Annotated in this window: 18 protein-coding genes; all 18 read left to right on the plus strand. The window is 44.4% G+C overall.

Annotation, left to right across the window (positions count from 1 at the left end; genetic code table 11):
* Positions 1-65: 65 nt before the first annotated feature.
* The 18 genes from WKT01_RS11590 to WKT01_RS11675 all read left to right on the plus strand — a co-directional run bounded on the left by WKT01_RS11590 (position 66) and on the right by WKT01_RS11675 (position 20,623).
* Entirely contained in the window at positions 66-1,580 is a 1,515-nt protein-coding gene (locus WKT01_RS11590; RefSeq protein WP_340312435.1) for an FGGY-family carbohydrate kinase, read from the plus strand.
* A 90-nt stretch (positions 1,581-1,670) separates the two neighbouring features.
* On the plus strand, positions 1,671-2,513 hold the full coding sequence (locus tag WKT01_RS11595) for an L-ribulose-5-phosphate 3-epimerase (RefSeq protein WP_117975307.1): 843 nt from the start codon (positions 1,671-1,673) through the stop codon (positions 2,511-2,513).
* A gap of 61 nt (positions 2,514-2,574) precedes the next feature.
* Entirely contained in the window at positions 2,575-3,264 is a 690-nt protein-coding gene (locus WKT01_RS11600) for an L-ribulose-5-phosphate 4-epimerase (protein ID WP_059066148.1), read from the plus strand.
* A gap of 12 nt (positions 3,265-3,276) precedes the next feature.
* The gene (locus WKT01_RS11605; protein ID WP_059066149.1) at positions 3,277-3,693 is read left to right on the plus strand and encodes a secondary thiamine-phosphate synthase enzyme YjbQ; all 417 of its coding nucleotides are present in this window, start codon (positions 3,277-3,279) and stop codon (positions 3,691-3,693) included.
* Positions 3,694-4,125: 432 nt separating this feature from the next.
* Positions 4,126-5,757 (plus strand): FAD-dependent oxidoreductase, encoded by a 1,632-nt coding sequence (locus tag WKT01_RS11610; RefSeq protein WP_059066151.1) that lies wholly within the window; start codon positions 4,126-4,128, stop codon positions 5,755-5,757.
* Between the two features lie 12 nt (positions 5,758-5,769).
* Positions 5,770-7,077, plus strand: a complete 1,308-nt coding sequence (locus WKT01_RS11615) for an FAD-binding protein (RefSeq protein WP_117975308.1) — start codon at positions 5,770-5,772, stop codon at positions 7,075-7,077.
* An 18-nt stretch (positions 7,078-7,095) separates the two neighbouring features.
* Positions 7,096-8,121 carry a hypothetical protein gene (locus WKT01_RS11620; protein ID WP_117975309.1) on the plus strand — a complete coding sequence of 342 codons (1,026 nt, stop codon included), beginning with the start codon at positions 7,096-7,098 and terminating at the stop codon, positions 8,119-8,121.
* Positions 8,122-8,193: 72 nt separating this feature from the next.
* Positions 8,194-9,504: a RuBisCO large subunit C-terminal-like domain-containing protein gene (locus WKT01_RS11625; protein ID WP_270395809.1), complete on the plus strand. Its 1,311-nt coding sequence runs from the start codon at positions 8,194-8,196 to the stop codon at positions 9,502-9,504.
* Positions 9,505-9,510: 6 nt separating this feature from the next.
* Positions 9,511-11,229: a Cof-type HAD-IIB family hydrolase gene (locus WKT01_RS11630; RefSeq protein WP_340312437.1), complete on the plus strand. Its 1,719-nt coding sequence runs from the start codon at positions 9,511-9,513 to the stop codon at positions 11,227-11,229.
* A 47-nt stretch (positions 11,230-11,276) separates the two neighbouring features.
* Positions 11,277-12,989, plus strand: a complete 1,713-nt coding sequence (ptsP, locus tag WKT01_RS11635; RefSeq protein ID WP_340312438.1) for a phosphoenolpyruvate--protein phosphotransferase — start codon at positions 11,277-11,279, stop codon at positions 12,987-12,989.
* Between the two features lie 22 nt (positions 12,990-13,011).
* Entirely contained in the window at positions 13,012-13,290 is a 279-nt protein-coding gene (locus WKT01_RS11640; RefSeq protein ID WP_059066156.1) for an HPr family phosphocarrier protein, read from the plus strand.
* Between the two features lie 11 nt (positions 13,291-13,301).
* Positions 13,302-13,781 (plus strand): PTS sugar transporter subunit IIA, encoded by a 480-nt coding sequence (locus WKT01_RS11645; protein ID WP_340312439.1) that lies wholly within the window; start codon positions 13,302-13,304, stop codon positions 13,779-13,781.
* A gap of 30 nt (positions 13,782-13,811) precedes the next feature.
* Positions 13,812-14,114, plus strand: coding sequence for a PTS sorbitol IIB subunit (locus WKT01_RS11650; protein WP_059066158.1), 303 nt, complete (start codon positions 13,812-13,814; stop codon positions 14,112-14,114).
* A gap of 51 nt (positions 14,115-14,165) precedes the next feature.
* Positions 14,166-15,623 carry a PTS transporter subunit IIC gene (locus WKT01_RS11655; RefSeq protein ID WP_059066159.1) on the plus strand — a complete coding sequence of 486 codons (1,458 nt, stop codon included), beginning with the start codon at positions 14,166-14,168 and terminating at the stop codon, positions 15,621-15,623.
* Between the two features lie 234 nt (positions 15,624-15,857).
* Positions 15,858-16,934 (plus strand): PucR family transcriptional regulator, encoded by a 1,077-nt coding sequence (locus WKT01_RS11660; RefSeq protein ID WP_340312441.1) that lies wholly within the window; start codon positions 15,858-15,860, stop codon positions 16,932-16,934.
* Between the two features lie 141 nt (positions 16,935-17,075).
* Positions 17,076-17,876 carry an FAD binding domain-containing protein gene (locus tag WKT01_RS11665; RefSeq protein WP_059066256.1) on the plus strand — a complete coding sequence of 267 codons (801 nt, stop codon included), beginning with the start codon at positions 17,076-17,078 and terminating at the stop codon, positions 17,874-17,876.
* A 3-nt stretch (positions 17,877-17,879) separates the two neighbouring features.
* Positions 17,880-18,353 (plus strand): (2Fe-2S)-binding protein, encoded by a 474-nt coding sequence (locus tag WKT01_RS11670; protein ID WP_059066161.1) that lies wholly within the window; start codon positions 17,880-17,882, stop codon positions 18,351-18,353.
* Positions 18,350-20,623, plus strand: coding sequence for a xanthine dehydrogenase family protein molybdopterin-binding subunit (locus tag WKT01_RS11675; protein WP_117975311.1), 2,274 nt, complete (start codon positions 18,350-18,352; stop codon positions 20,621-20,623). The genes WKT01_RS11670 and WKT01_RS11675 overlap by 4 nt, the downstream gene beginning before the upstream one ends.
* Positions 20,624-20,625: the final 2 nt, after the last annotated feature.

The following is a 20,625-nucleotide window of genomic DNA, read 5'->3' on the forward strand; positions in this document are numbered from 1 at the left end:
AACCATGCTATAATAATCCCAGAAACGGGCGGCTGGCCTGGAGAAAAAAATCCAAGGAGGCAGATATGAGATATTTAGCCGGAATTGACAATGGCGGTACATTTTCAAAAGCAGCGGTATTTGACGAGGATGGAAGGCAGATTTCTGTGGCAAGTGTACCTACGGTAACAATTACTCCGAAATCTGGCTATACAGAGCGGGATATGACAGAACTTTGGCAGGTCAATGCAAAGGCGGTGCGCAGTGCAGTGGAAACAAGCGGGATCGATCCAAAGTCCATAGCAGGTGTATCTTTGTCCGGTCATGGGAAAGGACTGTATCTGGTAGGGAAAGACGGGCATCCGGCATACAACGGGATCATATCCACAGATGCCCGCGCCTGGGAGTATGTGGAGAGATGGGAGAAAGACGGGACAAAGGAGAAAGTCTATCAGAAGACTTTTCAGGATATCCTTGCCTGTCAGCCTGTCAGTATCCTCGCCTGGATGAAAGATCACGCACCGCAGGCGCTGGAAAATACCCAATATATTTTCGCAGTCAAAGACTATATCCGCTACATGCTGACGAAAGAAGCGTATGCTGAGTATACAGATTTTTCCGGGGCAAATCTGGTGAATCTGACGACCCATGCGTATGACCGGGAACTGCTGGGCTGCTTTGGACTGGAAGAGATCTATGAGAAACTTCCGCCGCTTAGATATTCGTCAGATATATGCGGTTATGTGACAAAGGAAGCGGCGGAATTTACGAAGCTGCCTGCGGGGATCCCGGTGGCGGCGGGGATGTTTGATGTCAATGCCTGCGGTATCGCCTCCGGACTGTCGGATGAAGAGCAGATGTGTATGGTGGCAGGAACCTGGAGTATCAATGAATTTATTCGAAGAAGTCCTGTGACGAACGGGACAGTCGCTTTAAACTCTATGTTCTGTATACCAGGGTATTATCTGATAGAGGAGAGCAGCCCTACTTCCGCGGGAAATATGGAGTGGTTTATCCGCAATCTGCTGTCTTATGAAAAAGCAGAAGCAAAGAAGGAAGGAAAGTCTGTCTATGATATGACGAACCAATGGGTGGCAGAGATCGAACCACAGGACTGCGATATTATTTTCCTTCCATTTTTAAATGGTTCCAACGAGGATCCGCTGGCAAAGGGGACGTTTGTAGGTCTGACTGCTTATCATAATAAAAAGTATATGCTGCGGGCTGTCTATGAGGGAATCGTATTTTCCCATTATACGCATGTGCAGAAGCTCCTGGTAAACAGGGAGAAGCCAAAATCTATCCGTCTCTCAGGAGGGGCGGCGAATTCCGACGTATGGGTACAGATATTTGCAGATGTCCTGCAGATCCCGGTGGATGTCATAGAAGATAAGGAGCTGGGCGCGCAGGGGGCGGCAATGGCAGCAGGAATTGCCGCAGGTATTTATCCAGATTATACGGCGGCGGTCGAACGGACGGTTAAGATCAGCAAGACCATTTACCCGCGTAAGGAGTACGCCAAGGTATATGAGGAAAAGTATCAGCGGTACAGAGCGGTTATTGATGGACTGTGTTCTGCCTGGAAGTATTTTAAGAATTAATTGAAGAACTTTGAAAAAAAGTATATATTTATATTGGACACTGTTGGACCAAAAAGATAGTGTAACTAAGAGAGAATGGAGTGTCGATTTATGAAAAAGTATACGATAGGGCTTTATGAAAAGGCAATGCCGTCCTCTTTGACGTGGAAAGAGAAGCTTAAGGCGGCAAAAGAGGCAGGGTATGATTTTGTGGAGATCAGTATTGACGAGACAGAGGAAAAGCTGGGGCGTCTGAACTGGACAAAAGAAGAACGTCTGGAATTAGTAAGGACCATGTATGAAGTAGGTGTGCCTGTCCGTACGATGTGTTTAAGCGGGCACCGGAAATATCCTCTTGGAAGCAATGATGAACAGACGGTCAGACGTGGTATGGAGATCATGGAAAAGGCGCTTGTGCTCGCAGATGATCTGGGGATCCGTATCATTCAGCTCGCCGGATATGATGTCTACTATGAAGAAGGCAGTGAAGAGACGAGGGAACGTTTTGCAAAGAATCTCACAAAAGCGGTGCAGATGGCCTCCAGTCTTGGGATCGTGATGGGATTTGAAACGATGGAAACAGAATTTATGAATACGGTGGAAAAGGCTATGGCGTATGTAAAGGCAAATGAATCGCCGTACCTGAATGTCTATCCAGACTGTGGAAACATTATGAATGCAGCTGTTTCTTATGGGAAAAATGTATTGGACGATATAGAAACAGGAAGAGCACATATGGCAGCCATGCATTTAAAAGAGACAAAACCAGGCATTTTCCGGGATCTTCTGTATGGACAGGGACATGTGCCGTTTGAAGAAATCATTGACAAGGCATGGAAAATGGGGATCCGCAAGTATGTGACAGAATTTTGGTATCTGGGCGGAGAAAACTGGAAACAGGATTTGGCGCAGTCGAATCAGAAGATGCGTGCCATTTTGGATAGGAAGCAATAGAATTTTTTACCAAAAACAGGATACAGAAAGCTATAGAAGAGAGAAAAAGGAGAGAAAAATCATGCTGGAAGAATTAAAACAAAGAGTATATGAGGCGAATATGCTTCTGCCTAAATATCAGCTTGTGACTTTTACATGGGGAAATGTCAGTGAGATCGACAGAAAGACAGGATATTTTGTGATCAAACCAAGCGGCGTAGAGTACGAGAAATTGAAACCGGAAGATATGGTTGTGATGGATCTGGAAGGAAATAAGATCGAAGGGGAATATAATCCGTCTTCTGACACCCCGACGCATTTGGAAATTTATAAAGGCATGCCGGAAGTCACAGGGATCGTGCATACACATTCGCCCTGGGGAACAAGCTGGGCACAGGCAGGACGGGGTATCCCTTGTTATGGAACTACACATGCGGATTATATGTATGGAGAAATTCCCTGTGTCAGAAATCTGACAAAGGAAGAGATTGACGAGGCATATGAAAAGAATACAGGCGTTCTGATCGTAGAGCATTTTAAAGAAAGGGAATATATGGCGATGCCGGCAGTTCTGTGTAAGAATCACGGCGTGTTTACGTGGGGAAAAGACGCGCACGAGGCAGTACATAACGCGGTCGTTTTGGAAGAAGTGGCAAAGATGGCGGCACAGACAGAGAGGATAAATCCAGATGTAAAGCCGGCGCCGCAGGAACTGCAGGATAAACATTATTACAGAAAACATGGACCGAATGCTTATTATGGGCAGAAGTAGGAGGCATATAGTTTGATTTCATATCGTAAATATCTGGAATTTAAATTTAATGAGAAAGAGACGGTCAAAAATATTACAAACCATGTGGAAATGATCCTGGAGGAGAGTGGTATACAAGAGGGCGTCATCATTATATCTGTGCAGCATACGACGGCGTCTATTTTTATTAATGATGATGAAGAAGGCCTGATAGAGGATACGCTGGAATTTTTAGATTCCTTGATTCCAGACTGCAAAGTTCCATGTTATCGTCATAACCAAAGTGAAAAAGATGCCCCTGCACATTTAAAGCGAAACTTTATGGGACGCAGTGAAATAATCTCAGTGACGGAGGGGCAGATGGACCTGGGAAATTGGGAACAGATTTTTTATGCAGATTTTTACGGAACACGCAAGAAAAAAATCTGTGTGAAGGTTATGGGAGAATAAGATAGCCTTGCCGCAGGAGGATGCTCTTTACAGATAGCGTGGAGCGGGAAAGTGCGAAAAGATAGTTTTTGCATAGGTATATTTTTATAGATAGAATGTTAGAAAGCAGCAATTTAAACAAATTGCTGCTTTCTTTATTTGCAACAAAAACAAGGATACGAAAATAGAAAAAGTTGGAAAATTTATAGGTAGAAAAAAAGAGGCCAGAATAGAGCACTATGTAAAATGTTTTAGAGATTTTTTGGGGAATATAGAAAGAAACTGTACGGATTGCCCTAAAATAATGATAATATTTGAGGCAGTCTGTATATAGTATCGTCAAAAAAACGAAAAAACACAAGAATTAGATGATTTGATTGTGCAAAAAAACAATGATATGATGTAGACAATTTCAGCCGGTTCGAAAAAAAATTAGGAAGAGAGGCGTAAGTTATGCGAGAAAATTTTGATGTGGTAGTTATCGGCGGCGGAACCACAGGAACAGGCGTTATACGTGACCTGGTACTGCGTGGTTTTACAAACTCCCTGCTTCTGGAGAGGGATGACCTGGCTGCCGGAACTTCAGGCGGATGTCATTCTGCGCTGCATGGAGGTTCCCGTTACGTGGTGTCTGATATTCAGACGGCAAGAGAATGTCTGCAGGAAAATCAAGTATACCGCAAGATCGTGCCCCAGGTAGTGGATCCGACAGATGCCATCTGGGTGGCAAAAACAGATGAGCAGATGGAATTTGCACAAAAATGGATGAAAAATGCAGATGATATCGGACTTCCCTATGAAGTTATTTCTGTAGAAGAGGCAATCAGTGAGGAACCCCTTTTGACAAAGGATATCCGGTTCGCGCTCCGTACGATCGACACAGGATTTGATCCATTTAGATTGTGTATCGCGCAGGCATATGACGCAAAGAAAAAAGGCGCGCAGATCCGTACACATCATGAAGTGATCGGGGCGCTGATGGAAGAAAATCGGGTCGTAGGGTTACGAGTATTAGATAAAACAGAAAACAGGATTTATGAAGTGTATGCAAAATTAGTTATTAATGCGGCGGGACCATGGTGTTCACAGATCACAGAGATGGCAGGTTTTGCTATACCGATGAAACCAAATAAAGGTTCTACCGGAATCTATAGTATGCGTCCGACTAAGACATTGATCGGAATCTTACGTACTCCGGCGGATGGCGACGGCTTGGTGAGTCAGGGCTTCCAGAATACGGCGCTTCTTGGAACTTCTTCTGTAGACGTAGAGGATCCGGATGATGCAGATCCAGGAATGGACGAAATCAAGATTATGGAAGATTCCGTAGCAGAGATCATTCCAGAACTGAGGGAAGCAAGAATGCTCAGACTCTGTACCGGTGTACGTCCGCTCTACACGACAGGCGAGGAGACAGGAAGAAATATCAGCCGTGGAATGTTCCTTCTGGACCATGAAGAAATGGAAGGTATATCCGGTATGATCACCATTACCGGAGGAAAATATGCGACAGCCCGTCTGATGGCAGAAGTTGCGGTCGATATGGCCTGTGAAAAACTGGTAGGCAAAGTACTGCCATGTACGTCGGATAAAGAATTGATCTATGGCGCTACAACGAAAGAAGAAGCAGAAAAAGAAGCCCAGGAGATCCATGAGAAATATCATATCTCCCGGTATGCGGCACATAAATTTACCGCACGTTATGGTGAATTTGCAAAAGCTATTTTAGAGAAATATCCGGAACAGGCATATGTGATCGACGATGCAGTACAGATGATCGGCTCTGAAGTATGTTATTCCTTCCAAGAAGAAGACGTGGAGAATTTCAAAGATCTGCGCCGCCGGACTCGGATCGGAATGGGGCAGGAACAAGGAACATTTTCTATTTATAAAGCAGGCGGTATCGCACAGCAGGCACTCGATATGACACCGGCTCAGGCAGAAGAATGTGTGCTTGGTTATGTACAGGAAAGATGGAAAGGAATCTATTTTGCGGCACAGTATGGAGACCAGCTTCCACTGTCAGAACTGATGCAGGAAATGTATGTAGGCTTAGGCAGTTATGACGTATTAAGTTTAGAATAAGGAGGGCAAATCATGAATACGAATAAGACTGATGTGCTTGTGATCGGCGGGGGAACTGCAGCCTGCGTTGCTGCAGATGCAGCTTTACAGGCCGGAAAACATGTGACGATGGTTTTCCCAAACGGAGGAAGCAGTGAGATTTCTGCCGGAGCTATAGATATTATGGGCGTAATACCAGGAGAGACTCCTTCCATCTGCCCGTCATATAAAGAAGGGATCAAAAAGCTTCTTGAAAAATATCCGGATCATGTATATGCCAAATGTAAAGAGGAATTAGACGCAGGGACAGAAGCACTGCTTTCTCTTGCGCAGGCAGGCGGCTATACATTGAAAGGGTTCGATGGAAAAAATGCCTGGATACCAAATATGATGGGAACATTTTCCGTCAATGCGTATGTTCCTTCGATGGCGTATGATGGGGCAGTTGTTCCCGGAAAACAGGATAGGATCCTGGTCGTAGGCGTGAAAGGAAATGTAGCGTTTAACGCGCAGGCAGCGGCAATGTCTTACCAGCAGTATCAGAAGAAATTAGGCGGAAAAGCAACCTATTTTTCCACAGAGATCCAGATCAAAGGCTGGGGAGACAGAAGAAAAATAAGTGATGGGGAACTGGCGGATTATCTGGATACAGAAGCAGGAAAGGAAGAGTTGGTTTCTTTGATCAAAACCTTCTGTATGAACAATAGATACGCTTTTGATACTATCTTGTTCCCACCTGTATTGGGATATCTCCATTATAATGAGATTTTGGCAGATTTAAAGGCAGCGTGTGGCTGCAAAATCGCAGAGGTAGCTGCTCTTGGAAATTCTGTTGTCGGTTATCGCTTTACACGTGCCTTGTATAGAGGATTGGAACAAAAAGGTGCAAAACTGCTGCGTGGTTCCTTTGTAAAGAAAATAGAGGCGGCAGATGACAAAGTAAAAGTAGAGTATGTAAGTGGATTGACAGATCAGTATCATCCCGGTCATACAGAGATAGCAGAAGTTCCTGCTGTAGTCCTGGCAACCGGCGGTTTCGTGGGCGGCGGGATCAAAGCGAGACATACAGAGGTGTGGGTAGAACTTCTGGAGCAGCATTTGGGAAAAGTAACGACAGAGCAGCTGGACAGAGATGCCCTACATCCTGCCGGACAGGAGTTCATGCGAATGGGCGTACAGGTAAAAGAGGATATGTCTGTATGTGATACAAAATATAATGGACGCGTTTTTGCATGCGGAGATGTTCTTGGAGGACAAAATTTCGCAAGTGAGAGAAGCGGAGCCGGAATCGCTGCCGCATCGGCTTATCTGGCTGGTAAAAACGCGGCTGCAAAAATATAAAGAAATGGGGGAAAGGCAATGGCAACACAAGAATTTTCGAAATTGTATTACAGAACATCTAACTGTCTGACAAGTGATATTATTGCGGATTTTGCCCCGGTCAGCCGTGTGCTGGGTGTAGATACTTCCACCGGTATGGGGGCAGTATTCACAGCCATGGGTACCCGTTTTGACATGCAGTATGTGGCGAAAGAAGCATTTATGGCGACAGACAGCTATGAATCCGATACAAGGAGTATTGACGATACGCCAGTGGCAGAAGTGATGCGTTATGTCCGCAGTGAGATCATTGCGGGAGATAAGGTTCCAGAGAAATATAAGGCATTTGTGGATAAAGTTTTGCAGGGGGAGTGTGTATACGCACAGTATAAAGAATACAGAGCAGGAGCAGAAGAAGCGGAGGTGCTTTTCCTGATCAGTCCGGCTTCTTTTCATGCAGAGCAGACAGCCGCACAGTTTGCCGCAGTTTGTGAAAAGATAGGGAAGTGTGCATATTGCACCAATGAATATAAAGATTGTGGATATCTTCTATTGACATTGGCACAGACAGAGGAGGCCAATAACTATGCAGAAAGCATAAAAGAAAAATTGACAAAATATACCTGTATCGTAACAGATGACAGTTTTGTATTGGATGCACTTCTGATTCAATTCCCGGAACTGTCAGATAAAATAAAATTTATAGATACATTTTTGGCAGAAAACGGAATCCAGGCACCCGGTACAGATAAAGTGGTCCTTCATGAAAGCGGGATCATACAAAGACTGTATCCTACAAGAAAGGTGGAGTATCAGACTCTGTTTCCAAACGCAGAGGTGATCTTACCAAAGAGAAGCGGCTATGATGTGACAGACTCTTCTCTTGCCGGAGGGCTGGGACTTGCAGAACCAGAAAATCTTCCGGTGATCGCAGGACGCAGGATGATGGATTTAAGCGAACCTGCGCATGATGTGATCGTGACGCCGTGTGCATGTGAGGCGGCAGGCCTAAACTGTGCGGAAAAGGAAAAGGTTTTGACGCTTCTAGAGTATATCAGCCAATAGAGTTGAGAACATAAGAACGCATATATGTAACGGGACAGCAAAAATATTTCATAAAATAAGGAGGACAACAAAATGAAATATGATGAGAACATTTTTAAATTACCAGAGTCGATCGATAAAGAAAAGTACATCATCTGCACATACTTCTGTCAGGGATATACCTCCGATCTGTTGAATCTGGTAGGTTCTATGGCTATCGAGCAGACGACAGGAACATGGGCACCGGTGCCTCTTGAGACACCGGAAGTCAGAAGACGTCACGGCGGAAAAGTCATTGCGGTACACGAGATCCCTTGTTACGAATTTGGTATGCCGGAAGCAGAAGGGAAAGAACGTATGGCAGTTTTCCAGATTGCATTCCCATTTGAAAATATGGGGGCTAATCTTCCACAGGTGCTGACATCTGTGATCGGAAACATTTCAATGTCTGGAAAATTAAAACTGATCGATATTGACTTCCCGAAGGTATTTACCGACGGTTTCAAAGGCCCAAGATTTGGGGTAGATGGGTTGAGAGAGATCACAGGGGTACCGAAACGGCCATTTATCGTCAGCATGATCAAACCGTGTACAGGTGCAACGCCAGAAAACGCAGGGAAACTGATCCGTGAACTGGCTATGGCAGGAATCGACTGGATCAAAGATGACGAGCTGTTCAGTGATACGGATTACTGCACGGTAGAGGCAAGAGCAAAGATTGCCGTAGATATTTTGAAAGATGTATATGAAAAGACAGGAAAACGTGTACTGTATTCTCCAAATATTACAGACAGACCGGACAGAATGCTGGATAAGGCAAAAATGTGTAAAGAACTTGGAATCCCGGCTCTGATGATCAATACATTGACGGTGGGATGGCCGGCAATGCAGATGGTTGCGGAAAATGACGAAGTGGGACTGCCGATCCTGGCACATCCGGCATTTGCGGGAGCAATGTACGAATCTCACTATTCAGGGATTTCCAGTCATCTTGTACTTGGTAAATTTATGCGTATGAGCGGCGCGGATATCGTGATCTATCCGTGTGCATACGGAAAAGTGAATATCCAGAGAGAAAGATACATACGTATCGCACAGTCTCTGCTGACGGATTTCCGTGGTATGAAACGTACCTTCCCGGGACCGGCAGCAGGCGTATATCAAGGTCTGATTCCGAATGTGGCAAATGATCTTGGTATGGACTTTTCTATTTCTGCAGGCGCTGCTATGCATGCACATCCAATGGGCGCGGCAGCGGGAGTAGAAAGTTTGATCAAAGCGGCAGATGCGACAGCAGAGGGAATCCCACTTGAGGAGGCTGCAAAAGACTGCGAGTCACTGAAAGTGGCGCTTGATCTTTGGGGAATCGGCGTACATCAGGATTTATTTGATTTAAAGAAGTAGGATAGTATGAAAAGAAAAACGGTGGATTTACATATACACAGCGAATATTCCAGTGATGGAACATTTAGTGTACAGAAGCTTTTTGAACAGGCGCAAGAACATGGGATGGAAGCAATCGTGATCGCAGATCATGATACCTGTGAGGCGGCCCATGAAGCAAAAGAGCAGGTAAGGCGTACCGGGATCTTGACGATCCCGGCGCTGGAACTCTCCTGTATTGATGAAAATAGGATGGTACATATTTTAGGATATGGGATTGAGACAGAAAAAGAGCATAGCCTTTCCCGACTGATCGAGAAGATACAAAAGTCCCGGATCGATATCCTTCCAAAGATTAAACGAAATCTGGAGGAGGAAGGGTTTTATGTAGACATGACACAGGTTGAAAAATTGGCATATCCGCATCCACCGGTGATCACTAATTTTGCAAATGCCATATTGCAGGATCCGCGTAACGACGGGGATCCAAGATTATCCGTATACAGACCGGGCGGGAGTAAGGCAGACAAACCTTATATCCGTTTTATCAAAGACTATCTGGTTGCAGGAAGAAAATGTTATGTTCCGGAATATATCGTGGATATTTACACAGGGATACGAGCGATCCGGGAAGCGGGAGGTATTCCAGTACTTGCCCATCCGGGAGAATGGTTTACAAAAAAAGATGAATGCAAGCTGCAGGCAATGACAGATTGCGGACTGCAGGGAATGGAAGTATATACGCCGTATCATTCTGAAGAACAGGAAGAATATTTTAGACAGATTGCAGTAAAATACAGGTTATTCCAGACCGCGGGTTCTGATTATCATGACGAACAAAAGAAACCAGGTCATAAGATGGGTATGATCAAGGCAGCAGATATGGAGATGTTTCGACGTCTGCAACAGAGGATAGAAAAAGCCCATGGGGAAAAAGAAGGCATGCAACAAGGCAGACCCCACTATAAATTGTTAGCTGTAGATGTGGATGGAACATTGCTGGATGAGGAACATAGAATATCTGAAAAGAATATAGAGGCGATCAGAAAAATACAGGATGATGGCGTAAAAGTGATCTTGTTTTCTGGAAGAGGATACGAAGCGCTGAAAGAAATATTGGCAAAACTCGCACTAAAAGATGTGGTGGCCACACAGAATGGCAGTGTGATCTTAGACTGTACAGGACAAAAAAGATTGAGAGAAGAACTGATCAGCGAAGCAGACTGCAGAGAAATTTTAGCATACTGTAAAATACACGGCTTTGAACCGCTGCTTTATCAAAAAGGTAATGTTTATTCGAAGCTTAAGAGTAAGTATTTGCAGATATTTGAAAAATGCATGGATCAAAAAGTCATCTATACAGAGGATATAGAAGTTTGTTACAGAGGAGAACCTTTAGGGAAGATTTTAGTATTGGATGAACCGGAGCGGATCCGTTCTATAAAAATGTGGATCGATACACATTTTCAAGGCAGAGTGAGCGCCCAGCTAGCCTATGATTTTTCTCTTGAGATCGGAGGCAGTGATAAAGGCAGTGCGTTGAGATGGATTGCTAAGTATTATGAAATATCCCCAGATGAGATCATAGCAATCGGAGACGGAGAAAATGACAAGCATATGCTGCAATATGCAGGTTTGGGCGTTGCTATGGGAAATGCTATGGAAAGTGTGAAAAATTGCGCGGATAAGATTACGTTGTCAAACAAGGAAAGCGGAGTGGCATTTGCCATTGAAACATTTATGTAAATGAACAGCGAGGAAAAATGAACGCTGATAAAAAATGAGGTGGTGAAATGGTTTACGAAGGAACAGCCGTTTCTGACGGAGCAGCGATCGGGAATGTGTTCCAATACAGACCTTGCGGACGGAGCGTGGAAGAATCGTTCATAGAAGCGGGAAAGGTCGAAGAAAGCATCCAGGCCTATCGTGAAGTATTAAAGAAAGCAGAGGCAGAGCTGCAGATACTGGCAGAAGATAAGGAATTAGAAGAAGAACAAAGAAAGATCTTTCAGGCCCACATAGACATCGTGCAGGATGAGGCGATGGGAGAGGAGATTGAAGAAGAAATAAGGGAAAATCTTTTTTCACCGGAGTATGCGGTCCAGACAGTCTATGCCAGATATATCGCAGTTATTTCTAAAGCAAAAGATGCGCTGATCCGGGAACGTGCGGCGGATCTAAAAGATGTAAGTCTGCGGATGATCCGTTTGCTGTCAGGAAAAGAAGAAAATGGATTGGCCTCTCTTCCGGGAGATGTGATCTTGATCGCTCATGACTTGCTTCCTTCCGATACGGCGGCGATGCAAAAAGAGCATGTACTTGCCATTGTAACAGAAATAGGGGGCTATACCTCTCATATGGCGATCCTTGCGAGAAATTATGGGATACCGGCAGTATTAGGAGTGCCGGATATTCTCATACATACAGAAAATGGCGAGAAGATCGCCGTGGACGCGCATGCAGGGAAAGTGCTGACAAATCTGACGCAGGCCCAGGAGAAGCAGTACCAGGTGATGCGGGATGAATATCTAAAAAAGAAAAATGATATGAAGCAGTATATAGGTGTTGAACCGGTGACTGCAGACGGAACAAAGATAGAAGTATGTTTAAACATAGGATCCGCAGACAAAAATGAACTGGAATTAGAGAAGTATACAGACGGTGTAGGGTTATTCCGCACGGAATTTTTGTATATGAGTAAGAAGAAACTGCCGACAGAAGAAGAGCAATTTGTAGTGTATAAAAAAGTGGCAGAAGTATTTGGGGAAAGACCGGTAATTATCCGTACATTGGATATTGGCGGAGATAAAAAGCTAGACTATCTGGAACTGCCGCAGGAAGACAATCCGTTCTTAGGTTTGCGCGCACTGCGTCTTTGCTTCGAGATGAAACCAATCTTTAAGACACAGCTTCGGGCAATCTTGCGGGCAGGATATTATGGAAATATATGGATCATGTTCCCGATGGTAGGCAGTATAGGCGATATCCGTTTTGCCAAGGAGATCGTACAGGAAGTGCGTGCTGAATTGGAAGAGGAGAAGATTCCTTACGGGAGACATGTAAAGGTAGGGATCATGGTGGAGATTCCATCGATTGCACTAATGGCGGATATTGCGGCTTCTGAAGTGGATTTCGCAAGTATCGGGACGAATGACCTATGTCAGTATCTAATGGCGGTGGATCGCTTGAATCCCAGTGTGGCAAAATATTATCAAAGTTTCCACCCGGCCATGTTCAGATTGATCAAACAGATCGTAGAAGCATTTACCAGACAAGGAAAACCGGTAAGTGTGTGCGGGGAGATGGGAGGAAATCCACAGGCTGTAGCCCTTCTTGCAGGATTAGGTATTCGGAAATTCAGTATGAACGCATCTTCCATAGCTTCGGTCAAGAAGATGATTTCGCAATTGAATATCTGTAAAGCGCAGAGGATGTCGCGGACAGTATTGGAATTATCTACAGCTGTGCAGGTGGAAAATTATCTGAACAGTGAGTTTTTAGAGTAAGGCATGAAAAGGAGCAAAGACCATGTATGCAAAACAAGTAAAGATTGAAAACGAGACAGGGCTGCATGCCCGCCCGGCTTCAGATTTCGTAAATCTGGCAAAGAATTATGCAAGTAAGATCACGATCCAGAATATGGATGAAGAAGACAGCTGTAAAGCAAACGCAAAGTCTATTGTTATGCTGATCGCCCAGGGATTGTGCAAAGGGACGACAGTAGAGATCAGCGCCGAGGGAGAAGATGAACAGGCGGCAGTGGAAGACCTGGTAGCTTTGATCAAAACAAAATTTGGAGAAGAGTAAAGGAGGAAGCGATGGAAACGATAGGTCTATATACGAATCAGACATTGCTGCTGACCGGAGCAGAGGCGAAAAACGAAGAAGAGATCATTCGTCTGCTTGCCGGTAAGGCACTGGAACAAGGATTGATCGAACCGGAATTTATTACCGCAGTTTTGGCAAGAGAGAAAGAATACCCAACAGGACTTCCTACCGCTGTTCCTATTGCGATTCCGCATATTCATGATGGATGCCTGAAATCTTTCTTTTCTATGGCTGTTTTAAAAGAACCTGTATCTTTTAAGTGTATGGGAGATCCAGATGAGACAGTGGATGCACCGCTTGTATTTTTATTTGGCATCACAGATCCAAGTTACCAGACAGCTGTGCTGAAAAAGTTCAGTACAATCTTCCAAGATGAAGAAGTACTCCAAAGGCTAAAAGATATGATAGACCCTGAAGAATTGATGCACCAGATGAAAGGATTGCTGGATACGTACCTGGTGACAGAATAAAAGAAAATAAAAAATAGGAGGAAACGATACATGAAAACAAAAATCAAAATGGCTGTAGCATGCGGAGGCGGGATTTTTACAACAACAGTCGTGACAGACAAGATCAAAGAAATTTTGAAAAAAGAGAAAATTGCATTTTCTATTACGCCGCATAAGATTACAGAAGTACCAAATTTGGAAGGATATGATCTGATTGTTGTTACAGGTAAGACAAATGCGCAGAACAAGGCAGGCGCTCCGGTTATGTTAGGACTTCCATTATTTACAGGCGTAGGAGCAGATCAGTTTACGGAAGAGTTGTTGGCAGAGATCAGAAGAATCATGGCAGAGTAAAGATACGATCAGAAAAAATAGTTGAGAGAAATGAGAAGGAGGTAACAACATATGCAAATATTAATAGATTTGGGAAATACCCTCAATAATGTGATGGGGATTTTTGGCAGTACGATCATCGTGCCGATCATTATTTTTATCATCAGTATGTGTATGCGGGTGGGCGTGAAAAAATCCTTCCAAGGTGCGATCTATATGGCGGTTGGCCTGACGTTGTTTAATGCAGTTTTAGGAGTGCTCATGACTGCGATCACACCTTATGTAACAGCAATGGCCGATACGGTTGGTATTTCTCTGCCTTATATTGATATCGGATGGCAGGGCGCATCTGTCGTTGTATATTCGAATACATTAGGATATATTTATCTTGTACTTGGTCTGGGATTAAATCTGCTTTTATTCGGTCTGAAGATCGTAGATACTTTCCAGCCAACAGATATATGGAATTATTATCAGTTTGTATTTTGGGCAGTGATCGTGCAGTTTACAACAGGAAGTTTTGCATTGGGTGTTGCAGCTGCGGTTATGTGTAACTTGGTTGTTCTTTTGATCGCAGATATCATCGCACCGTCCCTCCAGGAATTCAACGGATATGACAACTTGACTTTGACAAGTGTTCCACAGGGAGGCGCCCCCTTTGCTATGATCGTAAGATGGATTGTAATGAAATTAAAGATCAAAACAAAACCAGTAAGTGCAGAAAGTCTGCAGGATAAATTTGGATTCTGGGGCGAACCTTTGATCATCGGCCTGATCGTAGGAGTCCTGATCACAGTTTTAGGTTCTTTGACAGGGCTTACAGACATAACGACTTGGTCTGGCATCCTGACAACTGCTATCACTATCGCCGGTGTTATGGTGATCTATCCATCGGTATCCGGTTTGTTTGTAAAAGGGCTCATTCCTTTAAGTCAGTCTATGCAGGCTAGAGCACAGTCAGGAAAATCTAATCGGAAATTCTTCCACGTAGCAATGGATCCGGCAGTTTTCTTTGGAAATGGGGACAACATGGCAGCAGCGTTGATCTTGATTCCAATCGTATTTTTTACATCTTTGATCATGCCGGGAAATGAGATTCTGATGCTGGCAGATATCCCGGCTATGGCATTTATGACGGCAGGTCTGATCTGTGTATTTAGAGGGGATATTTTAATGACCGTCATATCTGGAACAATCTGGTTTAATATTGCCAATGTTTTAAATTCTGACGTATGCGCGGCATTTACCAAAGCAGCTGAATCAGCAGGGGTTGCTTCTCAGATGGACTCTGTGGCAAATGCATTTTCACAAGGACTTGGGATCGCGTCATGGACGGTAGGGACCAATCCGGTATTGTACCTTGTGTATAAAGCTTTTTCCGCAGAAGGAGCTATGCGTATTATAGGAATCGCGCTGGTTGTTGCGGCATATCTCTTGATCTACTTCTCCTTTAGAAGAAATAAGAGAAAATGGTGGATGGCAGCCGGAGCAAGTGAAGAATATCTTCAAGAAAGAGGCTATATTGAATAGACGATAAAGGACAGGCAGAAAGTGTATACTTTCTGCCTGTTTGCAGAGTGTAGGATGTGTATTCTAAAAGTGCGATGATACACAAAAATGCTCTTATTTTCTGTTGGTTTTGTACAGGGAAAATGGTATAATGTTTAATGTATTTTGCATATACCTGAGGAGATAAATGATTCCCCGGATAGGCAGGCATACATTACAGATGCGGCAGTTAGAATATTAAAGGCGGTGTGAAAAATGGCGGACAGATTCTTTCAGGGATATGTGTATCAGTTGCAGAACAGTATCCCAAGAACCTTTGGAGTGATCGACAACAGGGAAATTATTTCATGCAGCAATCAAGAATTGATCGGACAGAAAAATACGTTCAATCTGATGGAAAGGACAAACGAAGAAAAGGAATGTTTTATTGTAGGAAAAAACACCTATCGCATTTTTTATGAGAATAATGTGATAAAATTTGCTGTTTTTGTAGACGGCATAGATCAGAAAGCAGAGGATTACGCTACTATTTTGTCCGTTTGTTTTACCGGGATGAAGTCTTATTTTGAAGAAAAATATAATCAACAGTTATTTTATAAAAATTTGTTTCTGGAAAATATCCTTTCCGAAGATGTAAATGTCCGGGCTAATATGCTTAAGATTCCGCTTTTGAGGCCACGGGTGGTATATCTTCTCCGATTCTGTCATATAGACCCGCAATGGGAATGGAACAGCCTTTTTCAGGATATGGAAGAACAAGGGAAATACGAGGCTTTTGCCATGACAGAAACGGATGTGATCTTGATCGTGGAAGTGCGGGCGAATACTTCTAGAGAAGAACTGGAGAAAATGGGGAAATATTTCCAGGAAAAAGCAGAAGCTCTGTTTGCGTCCACACCGGTGGTGGGAATCGGGAATATCGTGTCGGATATCCGAAAACTAAAAGAATCCTATAAAGAATCTCTGTATGTTTTGGCGCTTTTATATTTGTTTCAGGATGAAACAACAGTTCTGCAGTATAATCATCTGGGGATCAATCGTTTGATCTATCAGCTCCCTTTGCCATTATGCGAACGATATTTAAATGAAGTCTTCATAAAAGGTGGGTTTGACTCTTTGGATGAAGAGACGCTGGATACTGTAAATTGTTTTTTTGAAAATGATCTGAATGTCTCGGAGACGGCAAGGCAGTTGTTTATACATAGAAATACACTGATGTACAGATTGGAAAAAATAAGAAAATTGACGGGACTTGACATACGGGTGTTTGATGAGGCGATCATATTTAAGCTGGCAATGGTGATACACAGACATGTGAAACATAAAGAATGATTTTTGACATTTTTTACAGAGTGTGCTAGAATAAAAACGCTTACAAGGTGTGAATGACTGAGAATGCATTTACACCTTTTTTTCTGCGGTGAAAAGGATAAATGGGTAAGAAAGTATAGAGATACAGAAAGGAGCTTTGTTTTGCTTACAATCAGTAATTATGTGAAGCCAAAGACCCTGGAGGAGGCATATGAGCTGAATCAGGCGAGAAACAGCCGTGTAATGGGCGGGATGATGTGGATGCGTCTGGGAAACGCGAAGGTTAAGACGATCATAGACTTATCCGGACTTGGACTGGACAAAATAGAGGAAACGGATCATGTTTTTAGGATCGGAGCCATGTGTACGCTGCGTCAGTTAGAAGAATGTGAAGGATTAAAGGAAATGTACGGGGACGGAATCGCCGAATCTGTCCGTCATATCGTTGGCGTGCAGTTTAGAAATCAGGCCACGGTGGGAGGCAGTATTTATGGCAGATACGGTTTTTCGGACGTGTTGACCGCACTGCTTGCGTTAGATACTTTTGTAGAACTATATGACGGTGGGACGATCCGCCTTTCCGAATTTGTAAACAGGAAAAAAGATAAGGATATTCTTATTTCCGTTATCATTCGGAAAAGTAAGAGGAAATTTCATTATGAGTCGGTCAGGCAGACAAAAACAGATTTTCCTGTATTGGCATGCGCGGTGGTAACAGGAATCGTAAATGGACAGGAATCCTGGTATTTTTCGGTGGGAGCAAGGCCGATGAAAGCAGCTCTGATCGAGAAGCAGTGGGAAGTACCGAAGGATGCGGATAAAGAAACTCTTGCACACTTTGCCAGAGAAGCTGCCACATGTTTTGTATATGGTTCTAATATGCGTGGAAGCGCTGCTTATCGCGAACATCTCGCGGAAGTGTTGATATGTCGCGCGATGCGGGCGATTTTAGCGGAGGAGTAGAGGATGGAAGTACAATTTATATTAAATGGAAAACAAGTGTCTGTGGAGGCAGATGGGGATACGATCCTTTTGGATGTATTAAGAAATCTGGGATGCCGGAGTGTAAAATGCGGATGCGAGACAACGAATTGCGGCCTGTGTACTGTATGGGTGGACGGAAAGTCCAGGCTTTCCTGTTCTATTCTGGCAGCGGCAGCAGATGGACATGAGATCACGACATTAGAAGGTGTAGAAAAAGAAGCGGAAGAGTTTGGGACATTTCTGGCAAATGAAGGGGCAGAACAATGCGGCTTTTGTTCACCGGGCTTTATCATGAATGTACTTGCGATGTTTCGGGAATTGAACAATCCTTCTATAGAAGAGATTAAGGAATATCTTTCTGGTAATCTGTGCAGGTGCACCGGTTATATGGGACAGCTGCGGGCAATCCAGAAATATATGGAACATAAGAGAAAGGCAGAGGAGGTGAGTGCATGAGAGCGGTAAATCAGCCGATACCAAAAGTGGATCATAAAGCGCTCGTGACAGGCAAGGCAGTCTACACAAACGATTTGGCTCCCGCAGATTGTCTGATAGTAAAAATTGTCAGAAGTCCGCACGCACATGCGCTTATCAAAGAAATCGATACAGCGCGCGCATTGATAGTGCCGGGGATTGAGTGTGTCTTAACATATAAAGATTGCCCGGATAAGCGATTTACAATGGCAGGACAGACCTATCCGGAGCCAAGTCCGTATGACAGATTGATCTTAGATGAGCGGGTACGGTTCGTAGGAGATGCGGTAGCGATCGTGGCAGGCAACAGTGAAGAAGCAGTCCTAAAAGCGATGAAGCTGATAAAAGTCAAATATGAGGTGCTGGAACCGGTGCTGGATTTCAGAAAGGCAAAAGACAATCCGATCCTGGTACATCCAGAAGACAACTGGAAAAGTCTGTGTCCGGTCGGAGCGGATAATCAAAGGAATCTTTGCGCGCATGAAGTCAGTGAAGATGGAGACATCGAAGCAGTTCTGCAATCTTGTGATCATGTGGTAGACAGGGTCTATCACACAAAGGCGAACCAGCAGGCGATGATGGAGACATTTCGGACATATACGTATATGGATACCTATGGGAGATTGAATATTGTTTCCTCCACACAGGTGCCTTTCCATATCCGCAGGATTTTGGCCAATGCACTGGATATACCGAAATCTAAAGTTCGTGTGATAAAACCTCGTATCGGCGGTGGTTTTGGCGCAAAGCAGACATCGGTATCAGAAGTATATCCGGCTCTTGTGACATGGAAGACAGGAAAGCCGGCGAAGATCGTCTATACGAGAGAAGAGTCACTGACCGCTTCCTCTCCGCGTCACGAAATGGAAATGCATGTCCGCCTGGGAGCGGATAAGGATGGAACGATAAGGGGAATCGATCTGTATACGTTGTCTAATACCGGAGCTTTTGGAGAACATGGACCGACAACAGTTGGTCTGTCGGGACATAAATCAATCCCTTTATATGGAAAAGCGGAAGCGTTTCGTTTTACTTATGATGTAGTCTATACGAACGTCATGTCTGCCGGAGCATATCGAGGTTATGGTGCCACACAGGGGATTTTCGCGGTAGAATCGGCGGTCAATGAGATGGCAGATATACTGGGAATGGATCCGACAGTGCTCAGAGAAAAGAATATGGTGCGCGAAGGACAGACAATGCCGGCGTATTATGGAGAGCCGGCAAATAGCTGCGCACTGGACAGGTGCATGGAGCGTGCGAAGAAAATGATCGGCTGGGACGAAAAATATCCGTGCCGAGATATGGGCAACGGGAAAGTACGGGGTGTTGGTGTGGCTATGGCCATGCAGGGTTCCGGAATCTCCGCTGTGGATACGGCGTCTGTGGCGATCAAGGTGAATGATGATGGTTTTTACAGCCTTCTGATCGGAGCGACGGATATGGGAACCGGGTGTGATACGATCCTGGCGCAGATGGCAGCAGAATGTCTGGGGTGTGAAATGAAGGATATCGTGGTGCATGGCGTAGATACGGATTCTTCTCCTTATGACTGCGGTTCGTATGCGTCTAGTACGACGTATGTGACAGGGATGGCTGTGGTAAAGACTTGCGAGGCGCTGATTGAAAAGATATGTGCTCGTGGGGCGCAATATCTGAGCTGTAATATAGAGGATACAGAATTTGACGGCCAGTGCGTAAGAAATCTGAAAACAGGGGAAACGATCGCGCGCGCGGAGATAGGTAATCAAGTCATGTGTAACAATGGAGAAGCATTGTCGGCGAGTGAGGCATTTTCCTCTCCTATCTCTCCGCCGCCTTTTATGGTGGGGATGGCAGAAGTCGAGATTGATAAGGAGACCGGGAAAGTGGAGCCAATCGACTATGTGGCAGTGGTAGACTGCGGAACTGTGATCAATCCGAATCTGGCGCGTGTCCAGGTAGAGGGTGGAATCGCGCAAGGGATCGGAATGGCGTTGTACGAGGATATCGTTTATAATAAAAAAGGAAAAAATTATAGCAATTCCTTTATGCAGTATAAGATTCCAAGTCGGCTGGACGTGGGTGATATCCGTGTAGAGTTTGAGAGTAGTTATGAGCCGACAGGGCCATTTGGAGCAAAGTCTATCGGTGAGATCGTGATCAATACGCCGTCGCCTGCAATCTCCAACGCGATCCAAAATGCCGTCGGTGTGATCGAACGAGAGCTGCCTATTACGGCAGAGAAAGTATACTGGAAGATGCAGGAGTAATA

Origin of the sequence: Mediterraneibacter sp. ICN-202921 (assembly GCF_037890075.1) — a bacterium.
Lineage (GTDB): Bacteria > Bacillota > Clostridia > Lachnospirales > Lachnospiraceae > Mediterraneibacter > Mediterraneibacter massiliensis.

What these genes read in the sequence shown, in the direction of transcription:
- WKT01_RS11590 (WP_340312435.1), top strand. Translation starts at nt 66, where the DNA reads ATGAGATATTTAGCCGGAATTGACAATGGCGGTACATTTTCAAAAGCA.
- WKT01_RS11595 (WP_117975307.1), top strand. Translation starts at nt 1,671, where the DNA reads ATGAAAAAGTATACGATAGGGCTTTATGAAAAGGCAATGCCGTCCTCT.
- WKT01_RS11600 (WP_059066148.1), top strand. Translation starts at nt 2,575, where the DNA reads ATGCTGGAAGAATTAAAACAAAGAGTATATGAGGCGAATATGCTTCTG.
- WKT01_RS11610 (WP_059066151.1), top strand. Translation starts at nt 4,126, where the DNA reads ATGCGAGAAAATTTTGATGTGGTAGTTATCGGCGGCGGAACCACAGGA.
- WKT01_RS11615 (WP_117975308.1), top strand. Translation starts at nt 5,770, where the DNA reads ATGAATACGAATAAGACTGATGTGCTTGTGATCGGCGGGGGAACTGCA.
- WKT01_RS11620 (WP_117975309.1), top strand. Translation starts at nt 7,096, where the DNA reads ATGGCAACACAAGAATTTTCGAAATTGTATTACAGAACATCTAACTGT.
- WKT01_RS11625 (WP_270395809.1), top strand. Translation starts at nt 8,194, where the DNA reads ATGAAATATGATGAGAACATTTTTAAATTACCAGAGTCGATCGATAAA.
- WKT01_RS11630 (WP_340312437.1), top strand. Translation starts at nt 9,511, where the DNA reads ATGAAAAGAAAAACGGTGGATTTACATATACACAGCGAATATTCCAGT.
- ptsP (WP_340312438.1), top strand. Translation starts at nt 11,277, where the DNA reads ATGGTTTACGAAGGAACAGCCGTTTCTGACGGAGCAGCGATCGGGAAT.
- WKT01_RS11640 (WP_059066156.1), top strand. Translation starts at nt 13,012, where the DNA reads ATGTATGCAAAACAAGTAAAGATTGAAAACGAGACAGGGCTGCATGCC.
- WKT01_RS11645 (WP_340312439.1), top strand. Translation starts at nt 13,302, where the DNA reads ATGGAAACGATAGGTCTATATACGAATCAGACATTGCTGCTGACCGGA.
- WKT01_RS11650 (WP_059066158.1), top strand. Translation starts at nt 13,812, where the DNA reads ATGAAAACAAAAATCAAAATGGCTGTAGCATGCGGAGGCGGGATTTTT.
- WKT01_RS11655 (WP_059066159.1), top strand. Translation starts at nt 14,166, where the DNA reads ATGCAAATATTAATAGATTTGGGAAATACCCTCAATAATGTGATGGGG.
- WKT01_RS11660 (WP_340312441.1), top strand. Translation starts at nt 15,858, where the DNA reads ATGGCGGACAGATTCTTTCAGGGATATGTGTATCAGTTGCAGAACAGT.
- WKT01_RS11670 (WP_059066161.1), top strand. Translation starts at nt 17,880, where the DNA reads ATGGAAGTACAATTTATATTAAATGGAAAACAAGTGTCTGTGGAGGCA.
- WKT01_RS11675 (WP_117975311.1), top strand. Translation starts at nt 18,350, where the DNA reads ATGAGAGCGGTAAATCAGCCGATACCAAAAGTGGATCATAAAGCGCTC.